This is a genomic window from Geobacter grbiciae, assembly GCF_018531165.1.
In the GTDB taxonomy this organism is placed as follows: Bacteria; Desulfobacterota; Desulfuromonadia; order Geobacterales; family Geobacteraceae; genus Geobacter; species Geobacter metallireducens.
Window position 1 is genome coordinate 70,721 of the sequence record NZ_JAHDIW010000016.1, and the last position, 12,930, is coordinate 83,650.

General features: G+C 59.3%; 13 protein-coding genes. 9 read left to right on the plus strand and 4 right to left on the minus strand.

Annotated elements, in window-relative coordinates; genetic code table 11:
- Positions 1–107 precede the first annotated feature (107 nt).
- The 5 genes from KJB29_RS15995 (at position 108) to KJB29_RS16015 (ending at position 4,847) form a co-directional block, all read left to right on the plus strand.
- Positions 108–488, plus strand: a complete 381-nt coding sequence (locus KJB29_RS15995; protein ID WP_004511604.1) for a hypothetical protein — start codon at positions 108–110, stop codon at positions 486–488.
- Positions 489–572: 84 nt separating this feature from the next.
- Positions 573–725 carry a hypothetical protein gene (locus KJB29_RS16000; protein ID WP_004511603.1) on the plus strand — a complete coding sequence of 51 codons (153 nt, stop codon included), beginning with the start codon at positions 573–575 and terminating at the stop codon, positions 723–725.
- A gap of 31 nt (positions 726–756) precedes the next feature.
- Positions 757–1,674, plus strand: a complete 918-nt coding sequence (locus tag KJB29_RS16005) for a M28 family peptidase (protein ID WP_215735395.1) — start codon at positions 757–759, stop codon at positions 1,672–1,674.
- 151 nt (positions 1,675–1,825) lie between these two features.
- Complete coding sequence (locus KJB29_RS16010; protein WP_215735396.1) at positions 1,826–2,860, plus strand: alpha/beta fold hydrolase; 1,035 nt, start codon at positions 1,826–1,828, stop codon at positions 2,858–2,860.
- Between the two features lie 169 nt (positions 2,861–3,029).
- Positions 3,030–4,847: an AMP-dependent synthetase/ligase gene (locus tag KJB29_RS16015; RefSeq protein ID WP_215735397.1), complete on the plus strand. Its 1,818-nt coding sequence runs from the start codon at positions 3,030–3,032 to the stop codon at positions 4,845–4,847.
- A 47-nt stretch (positions 4,848–4,894) separates the two neighbouring features.
- Here the strand turns inward: KJB29_RS16015 and KJB29_RS16020 are convergent, their stop codons facing one another.
- The 4 genes from KJB29_RS16020 to KJB29_RS16035 form a co-directional block, all read right to left on the minus strand.
- On the minus strand, positions 4,895–5,041 hold the full coding sequence (locus KJB29_RS16020) for a hypothetical protein (protein WP_004511599.1): 147 nt from the start codon (positions 5,039–5,041) through the stop codon (positions 4,895–4,897).
- Positions 5,042–5,068: 27 nt separating this feature from the next.
- Positions 5,069–5,380, minus strand: a complete 312-nt coding sequence (locus tag KJB29_RS16025; RefSeq protein ID WP_004511598.1) for an STAS domain-containing protein — start codon at positions 5,378–5,380, stop codon at positions 5,069–5,071.
- Between the two features lie 65 nt (positions 5,381–5,445).
- Complete coding sequence (locus tag KJB29_RS16030; protein ID WP_238378990.1) at positions 5,446–6,420, minus strand: ATP-binding protein; 975 nt, start codon at positions 6,418–6,420, stop codon at positions 5,446–5,448.
- Entirely contained in the window at positions 6,417–7,631 is a 1,215-nt protein-coding gene (locus KJB29_RS16035) for a PP2C family protein-serine/threonine phosphatase (protein ID WP_004511596.1), read from the minus strand. Before KJB29_RS16035 ends, KJB29_RS16030 begins: the two co-directional genes overlap by 4 nt.
- 363 nt (positions 7,632–7,994) lie before the next feature.
- Between KJB29_RS16035 and KJB29_RS16040 the strand changes: the two genes are divergently transcribed.
- The 4 genes from KJB29_RS16040 to KJB29_RS16055 form a co-directional block, all read left to right on the plus strand.
- Positions 7,995–8,519 carry a helix-hairpin-helix domain-containing protein gene (locus KJB29_RS16040; protein ID WP_004511595.1) on the plus strand — a complete coding sequence of 175 codons (525 nt, stop codon included), beginning with the start codon at positions 7,995–7,997 and terminating at the stop codon, positions 8,517–8,519.
- Positions 8,520–8,840: 321 nt separating this feature from the next.
- Positions 8,841–8,981 (plus strand): IS1/IS1595 family N-terminal zinc-binding domain-containing protein, encoded by a 141-nt coding sequence (locus KJB29_RS19890; protein WP_081431786.1) that lies wholly within the window; start codon positions 8,841–8,843, stop codon positions 8,979–8,981.
- Complete coding sequence (locus KJB29_RS16050) at positions 8,978–9,739, plus strand: hypothetical protein (protein ID WP_004511594.1); 762 nt, start codon at positions 8,978–8,980, stop codon at positions 9,737–9,739. Before KJB29_RS19890 ends, KJB29_RS16050 begins: the two co-directional genes overlap by 4 nt.
- 264 nt (positions 9,740–10,003) lie before the next feature.
- On the plus strand, positions 10,004–12,930 hold a 2,927-nt coding region (locus KJB29_RS16055), incomplete at its 3' end, for a choice-of-anchor D domain-containing protein (RefSeq protein ID WP_215735398.1).

The following is a 12,930-nucleotide window of genomic DNA, read 5'->3' on the forward strand; positions in this document are numbered from 1 at the left end:
ACGCAGAATACTCCTGTCTGTCATGATGCCATGCTAGGTTGTCGGCTGGCTGCTGGCCGGACATCGGCCGGACTGAGTTATAATTCCACCCTGCAAGGAGAACACCCGTGTCGGACAAACCGCAAGTTACCTTCAAGTACATCTTCACTTACGATTACAACCCGGCCTACGTGAACGGCGCCCATGGCGGCGTATCGCCTCGCGGCGACCTGGTGGTCAATTTCTATCTGGAGCGTCCGCCGCTCCCCAACGAGATCACTCACGAAATCAACCCCAACGGCACGGTCGGTGCGGAGACCGCTGTCGAGCCCGACGACTTCGCCCAGAGTCTCGTGCGCTTTGTCCCCTCGGGCATTGTGCTCAACCATCAGACCGCCCGCGAACTTCATCACTGGCTGGGGGAGAAGGTGAGGGAGATGGAGGCCATCGAGCAGCACAAGTCGGCGATGCGCACTCAGCAGGGTGAAGGCGATGGCCCCGCACACTGATGCCAGTATGTAATTACGTAAGTACAAAGAACCCGCGGGGATAGTCTCTGTGGGTTTTTCTTTGTCCATTCAAGGAGATGAACCATGAAATGTCCCAAATGCAAAGCAACGGTCGGCATTCATCTGGCTGAATTCACCCTCTTGACCCATTCCGACGCCTGCGGCATACATTGTTATATCTGTGGCTACTGGCAAAATGCCGGCCTGAAGCGGGTTAAACGCCGTCCGGCGGAATGAAGTCGGGATGGCAGAGGGAGGGAGAAGAGAAGTGCGCGAGCATGACGAAGGGCTGTTGAGCGGCATTACCTCGGACCGCATCCGCGATCACATCAGGGCTCTCGAAGGAGTCCGCCATCCCTTGGCAGCGCCCGAAGCCCTGGAGCGGGCAGCCGGATACATCCGGGAAACCTTCGGCTCCCTCGGCTACCCGGTGGCGGATCATCTCTTCATGGACGGCGGTCGCGAGTTCGCCAATATCATCGCTACCCATGCCGGGGGGAGCAAATCGGGCCGGCGGCTGCTGGTGGTTGCCCACTACGACACGATCTCCACCACGCCCGGGGCCGATGATAATGCCAGCGGCGTGGCAGTACTCCTGGAACTCGCCGCCATCCTGAAGCCCCTCAGGTTCGAGCGTTGCCTGCAGTTTGTGGCCGTAACCCTTGAAGAAAACGAAGATGAGCACAACCCCCGGGACTTGGGAACCCGTGGCAGCAGGGCACTGGCGGCCCATGCGCGAAGGGAGGGGTGGGAGATCGAGGGAGCGGTGGTGCTGGAATCGGTGGCCTATGCCGGCGACGCCGTTGTTCAGCGAACTCCCGCGGGCATTCCGTTCACGGTTCCCGCTACGGGGAATTTCATCGGGGTGATCGGCAACGAAGCGTCCCGGGACATGGTGGACCGTTTCGGGCAGGCAGTCGGGAGTCGTGAAGCCGGGCTCCCCTGGGTGCCCCTGGTTGTCCCCGGAAACGGCGGGCTTCTGCCCGATTCGCGCCGCTCCGACCATGCGCCGTTCTGGGACCACGGCTACAAAGCCATCATGCTGACCGATACCACGAATTTCCGCAATCCCCACTACCACCAGCCGAGCGACACCCTGGAGACTCTGAACCTCGATTTTGCGGTTCAGGTCTGCCGGGCGACCGCGGCCCTTCTCCTGGACATCGCCAAGGCCTCAGAGCCGTGAGGTTTCGCTTTCAATTGTTACAATTTTCGCTCTCCCCTTGCTAATCGCTCGACCTCTGATACCTGTTACATCTGAGAGGCGCCGTAACCCGTTCGCAACCGAATGCTTCCGTCCACGAACCCGAAGCCCCCGGCGTCTCCGGAGGTGAGCCATGGCCAGACTGTCAGCGCCGCCGATGCGTGTCCATGGGGATGAGCTGCTCTACGCGGCTCGCAAGATACTGAATATCGCCCCGGGCATAAGGGGATATGGCCGTATGGTTTCCGCGTTGCTTCCCTGCCTGACCGGTGTCGGCTGCCTCTACCAGGCCGTTGCCACGGCCCTTGACCGGCGCAGGTATCCACCTCCCGGAAGGCTCCTGAAGATCGACGGCACCGACGTGCATTTCCACGCGACCGACCGACGCGGTGCGCCCACTGTTGTTCTCGAAACAGGGCTGGGGGGGATGTCTTCCGCCTGGGGATGGATTCAGCCCGAAGTTGCCAAATTCGCCCGGGTCGTCTCCTATGACCGGGCCGGTCTCGGCTGGAGCGCCCCCGACGATCTCCCCCGGACGGCGCTCACCGTGGCCCGGCGACTCCGCGCACTGCTCCATGACGGAGACGTTGAGGGCCCCTATGTGCTGGTCGGCCACTCAATGGGGGGTATGTTCATGCGTTATTTTGCCGATCAGTATCCCGCGGATGTGGCCGGGATGGTGCTGATTGATGCCGCCCACCCGGATCAGCACAAAAGGAGCCCGGCAATCCGCCGGCACATGCGTTCCGGTTTTCGGATGCTGAGAAGCGTCCCCCTTCTGGCAGGGCTCGGGTATGTCCGCATGACTGGTTTTTTCAGCTCCTGGGCCGTGGGATTGCCCGAGCGTCATGCCGCGGAGGCGGAGGCGTTCCTCTCTTCCTACACCCATCTGAAAACCACCCGCGACGAGTCCCTTGCCTGGGATGCCGTATGCGCCGAGGTCCGGAGCACCGGACGACTCGGCGACAGGCCGCTGGCAGTGGTCAGTGCGGGAAAGGATGTGCTTCCCGGTTCCCATGAGCTGCAGTCGGAGCTCGCCGCCCTCTCTTCGCGCAGCATCCACCTCACCGTGGAAGGGGCCGATCACGTCACCCTCGTTACCCATCGTCAGCATGCCATGGCGGTTGTCGACGCAATCCGCCAGGTGGTGCAGATGGCCGACCGCTAACGATAAAGGAATCTCCTGCCCAATGCTGTTTTCCGATCGTGAACCCTGCCTCAGTAACTCAGACGTGGCAGAGAGTACACATTCCCGAATCACCGCCCCGTTATGCTTTTGTGACTGATAAAGAGCATGGGGATGGACGGCGGATCATACTCCAGAGGATACTTTCATTATGCAGACAATCGTGGAGCTACTTGAGGAGAGCTGCCGCAGATTTCCGGACAAGTCGGCCCTGCGGCACAAGAATGGGGGGCGATGGCAGGATGTTTCGTACCGGCATCTCCTGACCGCTTCCGACAGGGTTGCCGCAGGCCTCGTGAATAGCGGTTTCAGGGCCGGCGACCATGCGGCGCTTCTGGCGCCGTCGTCCCCCCGGTGGATGATGGTCTACCTGGGAATCCTGAAGGCAGGGGGAGTCGTCGTCCCCGTGGACAAGGAGCTCAAGAGTCTCGAACTGCGGCACATCCTCTCCGACAGCGGGACACGGGTGCTCTTTACGGAACGTTCTTCCCTCGAGACTGTCCTGGCCATGGGGGAGGACGTCCCCGCTCTCGACCTGATCGTAACGCTTGACGGGGGGAACGGAAATAGGGGAGGGGACGAAGACGAAACAAGCGGGGAGCAGTCGGATGACAGCCTTCAACTCCATCACGAGAAGGGTCCCATGATGGGAACCCTAGCCAGGCAATTCAACGAGCTCCTCGATGCCGAGGCTTCCGGAGATGCGTCGGGACAGGGGGCGGGACTCACGGGTAGCGCCGGGGCCGGAATAGCTGCCGATCAAGTGAAAATCCTCCCCTACGAGAAGCTCCGTGGCACAACCGCCATCTCCCCCAAAGGGCCGAGTCCCCTGGATACCGCCATCATCCTGTACACGTCCGGCACCACCGGCCGCTCGAAAGGGGCCATGCTGAGCCACGCCAACATCACCTCGAACATCCTCGCGACCAGCGCTCATTTCAATCTGGACGAGCGGGTACACACCCTGTCGTTTCTTCCCATCAACCACGTGTTCGAGCAGGTCTGCGGCATCCTCCTCCCGCTCTCGCTGGGGGGGACGGTCTCCTTTGTCGAGTCCCTGAAAAAACTCGGCGACAACCTGGCCGAGGTGAAGCCGACCTTCCTTCTGGGGGTGCCGGCGGTCTACCGGATGATCCTGGACCGGATCACCCGGAATATCGAATCGAAAATCCTTTCGCGTCTCCTCTATTCGTTCTCCCTGACCCGCCCGCTGATTAAGGCGAAGATCCGGAAAACCCTGGGGAAAGGGACCATTTTCGTCAGCGGCGGCGCGGCGCTCGACCCGGATGTTGCCGCCGGACTTGTCCGCCTGGGGGTGACGATCTGCCAGGGTTACGGCATAACCGAAACGTCGCCGGTCATTTCGGCCGAGTGTCCCGGTGCCATGCGGCTGGGGACGGCGGGACGGGTGCTTGCCGGGGTTGAAGTCAGGATCACCGATCCCAATGACGAAATGGTGGGGGAGATTCTCGTCAAGGGACCGAACGTCATGCAGGGTTACTACCGGGATGATCCGGCCACGGCCGAAGTGCTGGTCGACGGCTGGTACCGCACCGGCGACCTCGGCTTTCTCGATGGGGATGGATTCCTTTCGATCCGTGGCAGGGTCAAGAATCTGATCGTTACCGCCAACGGGAGAAACGTCTACCCGGAAGAGGTGGAAAACGAAATCCTCAAAAGCCCGTACATTGCGGAGGTGGTGGTCCATGGCCGGCGGGTCGGCGCCGTGGCCGAAGAAATCCATGCGATGGTCTACCCCGATGGCGATGCCCTTGATGACTATCGGAGGAGCCAGGGCAAGAATTCCCTTTCGGGGGAAGAGGTGGCAGCGCTCGTCCGCGCCGAGGTGCAAGCCGCCTGTGAAAAGCTTGCACCCTACAAACGGGTGAAGAGAATCACCATTCGCACGGATGAATTCCCGAAAACCACGACCCGCAAGATCAAGCGGTTTGCGGTGCAGGCCGCTTGAACAGGGTAATGCGATGGGTCGCAATCACTTTCGTGTCAGCCGGGGTGTCAGCTGTTGAGCAAGTCCGCGATTTCCTTTCCGTAGTATGCCACGTTTGCTTCACGGTACGAATCCCTGAGCTTCCGCAGCTTTTCGATCTGACAATCCAACTCGGAGAGACCGCCTATGGTCAGTTTCCAGTTCAGTAACTTCATGGGAGTGCTCCTTTGAGTCGGGGCAATTCATTGTTCGAGGGAGGCCAGGAGGAAAATGCCGGTCATCTTGAACAGAATCGCGTTTACCTGGCTAAGTCCCCGGATGGTAATCCGGGCATCTTTGTCATCCCTGAGATCCTTCAGAAATCTGAGGAGAAAGGCAATCCCCATGGAGTTGATCCTGCCGGAATCGCTGAAATCGCACCGGACGTTCGGCCCATTCACTCTCGCGGACAACTCGCGGACTGACTGCTCTGCGCTGGCGTCGATGTTTCCGTAAAAACGGACGACATCGGTAAGCCCTTCACGCGTAACCACAACTCGGAAATCTGTTCCCATAATTAGTCCTCCTTTTTAGTTGTATGCCTCCCTCCTCCCTGAGTGATGCACTGTAATGTCAGTGTTCAGGCGCAGTCGCGCAACGCTGTTATGTGGAATCCCTTCGCCTCGGGCAGATCTTCGCAGCGGGCGAGACGCACATGACCACGTACGACGGTCTCTCTTCCCGGCGTGATGGAGACATGGAGGTGGTCGACGAAGCGCCAGATGAGAAACAGGCCCAATCCCCCGTCAGTGGGCGGAATCCCGTCCCGTGCCCTGTTTTTGCTGAGATGGTCAAGGATATCTTCCGGCCGGAGGCTGCCCCAACCGTCTCTGACCTCCAGGGCCAGGTTTTCTCCGTCGAAGCCAAAGCGAAACACAATTCGCTCGTCGGGAAGAATCTCACGGAGTTCACCCTTGCGGAAGATTCGAGTGCCCTGGTGATCACGGGGTGCTCCGTAAAGGGCATTCTCGATCATCTCGTCAGCAATGAGCGCTGCCCGTTGCCGCAGGAATTCGGCTTCGGTCGTCTTACCATTCACAGCCTTTTCCAGAAGCCCTATGAGGGTTTCTTTCTGGCTACTGGAGGTGAGGGTAAATTCGCTGACCTCTGTTCCCTGTCTGAGACAGGCGGACATCCGCTCATTCCTGCCGGCCGCGATGGATGCAACGGCAATGCTCAGGGTGGATTCCACGGGACAGTAACTCTTTGGAGAGAGCCGTGTCGGCGCCACGACAAGGTTCACGATCCCGTCCCTGAAGAGCGGGCCGATGTCGGGGAACGGCTCGGATGCCGGCGAGATAAGCAGAATCTCCGTGCCGGGAAAGAGGCTCCTGATGAGAGTTGTGATGCCAACCCCCCTGTCGGGATAAAAGGAGGCTGACAGCAGGATGAACTGGGGGCTCGGCGCCAACCCCCACGCTTTGTTCACCGACAAAAGGGGAGATTCTCCCGTCACGATAGAGATCATTCCGGGGATGGCTTCCAGGTCGGCCTTCCAAAGCCGTTCGTCGGCATCATTTCTGAAAAAAGCAAGGGATGGGGTGTTCATGCTCATGGTACCTCAGGGGCACAACCGTCGAACGAGGCGATCAGGAGTGCGACATCGTCATCGAGGGCTTCGCTGGCGGCAAACGAGTGAATGTCCGTGAAGAGCTGCTCTTTCAGCTGGTCGGACGAGAGTTCCCGATGTTCGAGAAAAACAGCCTCGAACCGTTCATATCCGAACTGGCGGCCGGCGCTATCGGTGGCTTCCACTATCCCATCGGTATAGACAATGAGTCTGTCTCCCTCACGGAAGGGAATGGTCAGTTCCGTGTAGCCTCCGTCGCGTTCAAATCCGAGGGGAAACCCGGAAACCACCTCGATGCGCTCCATGTACGTAGGAATTGTGCGGTAAAGATAGGGAAAGGTATGACCGGCATTTGCGATGGTGGCTATCCGCTGCTGCTGATTTATGCTGATAACGACGCACGTCATGAGAAGGTTTTGACGGGCAGTGGCCAGAATGGCGTTGTTCATGCCGGACAAGAGCCGAGCCGGCGTGGTGGCGCCTGCTGCGATAAGGGTGTGAAGGCTCGCCTTGGCCGCGGTGGTTACCATCCCGGCCTGGATTCCGTGGCCGCTCACATCACCCATGACGATGCAGACCGTTGAATCGGGGAGTCGGATGTAATCGTAAAAATCTCCTCCGATCTCTGTGGATGTGGTCATGCTTGCAGAGATTGCAATGTTGTTGAACCGCGCTGAATCGAGGGGAAGGAGATCCTGCTGGATACTCCTCGCATTGTCGACCTCCGCTCTTATGCGGGCGGTAAGCCGATTGAGGGTCTGCAAGAGAGCAGCCTGGGTTCTGGATATGCTCATCATGAGTTCCGCCACCGAGGCGATGCCGATGCAGCATTTTCCATCCATGACCGGAAACGAATCGGTTTCCAGTCTCGGATCCACCTCGATAAGCCGTTCGAGGGCGCTGTTTACGTCGACTCCCGCATTCATGGTAAACGGACACTCATCAAGAAGTTCCCTGATCGGTTTCTTCCCGTAGAGTTCCATGGTAAAAGGTCGGCCGAGGTGTTTGAAAATCAGAACCTTGCGGTTGATGATTCCCAGGAACTCACCTTCGTCAATAATCGGCAGCGTGAGCAGCGTTGCATCGCCCTGAAAAATTTCCACAACTTCGCGCACCGTTACGTTCGGGGAGACTCCGGCATTCGGCACCGCGATGTCCCGCAAAATCGGTACACTGCTCTCACAATAATCCGTCATGATTTATCCGTTCTCAAAACCGCTGGGTCATCAGAGCATAGCGCTGCAACTGCTGTCTCATTAATTACTATCGGCAGCAAATGTGATGGTCACGTTACAATTGAATGATATTTTCGAGTGCCGGCAAGCAATGTCGTCACGGCGGTCATTGCCCGCATACACTGCTGGTTCCGTGCTGTTGTCCGAGATGGCTGCTCTGGGTGCCTCGTAACTGGATCATTATTGTTACAGTGGTGTAAATTCTTGTTGTGATTGACACAAATCTCTTTAGTTTTAATTGAAATCCTGAGAGAGTCTGTATTATTCCCTATGGGGCTTCCTGTCGGAAGCTCGCTACACATGCAATCCATCCGGAGGATCGACATGAAAAAATCGCTGCAAGATCTGCAAAAGATTCGTGGAATCGGTGAGGTGCTTGCCAAACGTCTGGTTGAGGCCGGTCACGACACCTATGAGAAGCTTCAAGCCCTCGGCGAGGATGGGCTGCGGGCTGTGAAGGGGATCAATCCCCGGGCGATCGGCTCGATTCTCTCCCAGGCCGCCGAACTGGTCGAGTCCAAGGGAAAGGAACGGGCCCGCCGGGTCGAGGAACTCCGTTCCGCGGCACTCACCCTGCGCGGTCAGGTGGAGGAGATCGCGCGCAGCGTCAGGGACCGTTTTGCCGACGAGGTGCAAGGCCAGGGGGGCAAGAAGCTCGAAAAACAGTTCACCAAGATCATGACATCCTTTGACCGGGTTGAAGGAAAGCTGGAAAAGCGCACGAAGCGGGCCGCCAAGGGACTGGCCAAGGCCGAGAAACGGCTGGCCGGCCTTGTGGATGGAACTATGAAGGATGTCGAGAAGGGTGTCCGGCGTGCCCGAAAATCCCTCAAGAGGATTCTTGCCTGACGCTGCTACACGTATGAGTTCCCCGGAAAGCTGATCGCGGTTGAAAGGCTGGACGGATCGGAGGAGCGCCACGGGTGGCCCTTGCGGGTTGCCAGGCTCAGACCGCCGATTCTTGACGCTGATTTTACATTCCTGTCCTTCATCCGTGACATTCCCCGTCTATAGTCCGAACATTAATTTCAGCTTGACCCGTAACTCCTTTTTTGGTTGGGGAAGGAGGAAACTCCTTCCCATTTTTTCCGCAACGGGATCTTCCCGCCACCCCACCCTCAGCACGTGCCGGATTTACCTGAAATTGACTGAATATCGAGGAGAACCCCCATGCATTGTCCCGCATGCAACGCAGAAGTAATCTACTTTTTCGGCAAAACCCTGAAGGGACGTCAGCGTTTCGTCTGCAATAGCTGCGGCCGTGAATTCGAAACCGGTTCCCCGTCTCCGTCGAGTCGTTGCTCCCGATGAACGATGTCGACCGTGTCACTGTATCCACCCCCAAACATGCAAGAATATTCCTCTTCATCGCCGCATCGCTGCTGTCGACACTCTCGCTGATGATATCCGGAGCCATTGACTGTTCAGCATCGCCCGACGCACGCGAATCCCGTTACGAGATATTCTCCCGCGGACTGCGAGTCGGCAGTCTTACAACGTCATTCTCCCACGCCAGGTACAATGACCGCAGAGCTCTCCGCTTCGAGTCCAACACCCGGGTGAAGGCGAACCTTCTGGTCTATTCCGTATCCTATGAAAGCCACGAAACGGCCCTGGTGACGGAAGAGGGGACAGTCACCTACACGCGGAGCGACCGAAGGAAGGGACAGCAGCTGGAGGCTACCGGGCGGCTCGAAAGGGATCGGTTCATCCTCGATGTGACGGAGAACGGCAACCGGCGAACCCTTCTGTTTGACAAAAGCCGCTATGACCACACAACGATGGAGTGCCCCGAAACCCTCATGGGCCGGGTAGGGGAGGAGATGTCGCTTCGTCTTCTCGACTTCGAGAGCCTCTCCATCGTTACCCGCCGCTACCGCTGGGTCAAAACCGAGGATGTCATAGTGGAGGGAAAGCCGGTCCGCTGCCGTGTCATCGATTTTGAGGATTCCCACAAGAAAGGACGGCGCTGGATCAAGGCCGACGACCTGGGCGTCATCATCGCCCGGCAGGACGGCAAGGGGAAGGATGGTTCCTATTCGCTGCGGATGACGAAACTAGGGGACTGATACTTTTCGGGTGCATCGTCACATAATATTTAATCAAACTTAATGTTGATGTAATAATAATGCTTTAGTTTACGCCTCCAGGAATCGAAGTGCCGGAGGTCCGGACCGCTTCATATTCCGCGGATCCGTAGACCGGGTACTTTGCTGACTTGGCTGTTCAAGACCCAGAAAGCCCACAGTGAGAGATTAATGCTCTCGTTGCGGGCTTTTTTCTTTGGTGCCTACAGACAATCAGTTCTGAATAAATTTTCCCAGGAGGGGATCATGGGGGGAAACCGGTATCTCATTGTAGGAATACTGCTCATGGCGGTATTCAACCTCTGCCGGGCGTCATTCGCCGACACGGTGACCTACGGCTATGACGATTTTGGACGCCTTACCGCCGTGAGCACTGTCGATGCGACGAGGCTTACCAGGATCAGCTACCTCTACGACAACGTCGGCAATTTCACGAACCAGACCGTAACCGTGGGGATTCTCGTGAACATGCCGGACGCTAACCTCAGGAATGCCGTGTGCAGCGCGCTGGGGAAGAATCCTTCTGATCCGCTGACCAGGGATGACCTGGCACTTCTCACGACCTTAAGCGCCGCGGGAAAGGGTATAAGCGACCTGACCGGCCTGGAGTGGGCGGTTAATCTGACCAGCGCCGATCTGCGCAACAACAACATCACGTCAACCGCACCGTTGGCCGGATTGACCAAGCTGATTGCCCTCCAGCTTGACGGCAACCCCGTTGCCACGGCAGCGGCAGTGCCCGCCATCGGCAGCGTCGGTCTCGTGCTGGCAACCCTTCTGCTGATACTTCTCACCATGAGCAGGCGATTCAGGCTCCCCGGGCGGTTTATCGCCCTGGCCGGGCTCTGCTTCAGCCTGTCGGTCGCCACCGTCAACGCTGCCGACGGCCCCGCCGGTCCGGGCTGGCTGGAAGTTCAGGGCACGCAGGTGACCCCCCAGGAGGCAGACGCATTCTACCAGGCTAAAGGCGTCATCCAGCCCCTCTCCGCACCACTCGGTTCCATTACGCCCCAATCGGCGACCGCCGCCACCCCCGAGATCGCGGCCCTTGCCCGTTCCCTCAAGAATGATCCCAAGCTCATCTACGAATACGTCCGCAACAACGTCGACTACGCTCCTTACTTCGGCTCCCTGAAAGGGGCCACGCTCACCTCCATAGAGGGTTCCGGCAACGACTTCGACCAGGCCTCCCTCATGATCTCGCTTCTGCGCGCAAGCGGCTACACCGCCCAGTACATCTACGGCACCATGACGATTCCCGCCGGCGGCGACCCCAACCAGAAGGACATGCAGCACTGGCTGGGGGTGGACGCCAACAGCAGCGTCATAGGCACCGTCCTGGCGAACGGTGGCATCCCCTACAGCCAGTTGGGAACCTCCTTCACCGTAAACCGCGTCTGGGTCCAGGCCACCATCGGCGGCGCCACCTACCTCTTCGACCCGGCCTTCAAGCCCCATCAGACCACCACCGGCATTGACCTGAAGACCGCCATGGGGTACAGCACCAGCGGCCTTCTCGCGGCGGCGGGCGGCACCGTGGGGACCGATTATGTCCAAAACCTGAACGAAGCCGGCCTCAAGAGCGCCCTGGACGGCTACACCCTGAACCTCGCCGCCTACATCCGGGCCAACTACCCCAACGCCAAAACGTCCGAAATCATCGGCGGCAGTGCCATCGTCCCCCAGACCCTCGCCGCGTTCCCGACCAGCCTCGACTTCGCCACCACGGTCACCGCCACCTGGACCGACATCCCCGACGCCTACGTCCACAAGGTGAGAATCCAGCACGGCAAGATCGACCAGACCTTGAACATCCCCGACCTCGCCGGCCAGAAGCTCTCCATCGTCTACCGCACCGGTTCCATAACCACGGCTTCGGCAGTGGCGGCGCCCGCAACGACTGAGCCGCAGGTGAATCTCGCGCCACTTCCTACCGCAACCACAGCCGTCGACGGCCAGTTGACCATCACCCCGGCGGGATCCACCGATTCCACCCTGCCGAACATCATCGTGCCGGGCTCCTACCTGGACGGGAGCAAGACAATCGTCCCCATGGCCACGGGGTCGGCAAATTTCGGCTCCATCTATCCCGCCTCCGCGGGGGCAAGTTCCACCTCGATGACGTGGGGGCCCATCACCAACCCCAACTCCGTGACCGTCCAGATAGTCGTCACGCTCACGAGTAACCCGCAAGGGGCATATTCCATTACCCAGTACGCCGGGACAAACAATGTCGCCCCCGGCGCAAGCATAAGCCCGAAGGTGGTCTTCTCCAACGCCGGCCAGACGGCCGGCACCAAGACCGGCCAGCTCCATATCCAATGGTTCTACAACGGGACACCGATTACCGGCGCCGACTCTTACTACGACCTCACCGGCTACGTCGCCAACGCCATGTCCCTGGGGGGCTACGGGCTCAATGTCCAGGCGTACATGAACACGCCGTACACCGGCAACGCCCGGCTCAGCAACAACGGCTCCCTCCCCCTGTCCGTCACCGCCAAGACCCTCACCGGCACCGGCGCGGCCCGCTTCCAGCTCGTCTCCGGCACTGCCGCCACAACCCTGGCCGCGAACACCTTTCAGGACATCCCGGTAACCTATCTGGCCGATGTCCACGGCACCCAAACGGCCTCCATCAACATGGGCTTCACCTACGACGGCATGACATACAGCGCCACCAACTATCTGCCCTTGCAAGGCCAGGCCATCTACAAGCCTGACTTCACCGGCTCGCTCGGGTTCAACGCGGGCACACCCTATCTCTCCTATCCGGTGAACGGCACCGCCCACCTTGCCAACGCGGGGAGCCAGCCCCTCACCGTGACCGGCTTCAGCATCACTGGCACCGATGCCGCCCGCTTTACGATCACCGGCGGCAACGCGGCAGGCACCATCGCCTCCGGCGGCTATCGGGACATCACTATCCGCTATCTGGCCAACAGCGTCGGAAGCCATAGCGCAACCCTGCACGTCACTTATACGTACGACGGGATCGCCAACTCCATCGACCTTAACCTTACCGGCCAGACCCTCTCCACGCCGGTGGCCCAGCTCTGGCTTGACGACACGATGCTGGCCGAGGAACTGGAACCCGTCACCGGGGTTGACCTCAGCACGATGACCATCTCGGTCATGCACCAGTATGCGGGCAACTTTGCCGACCAGTCGGT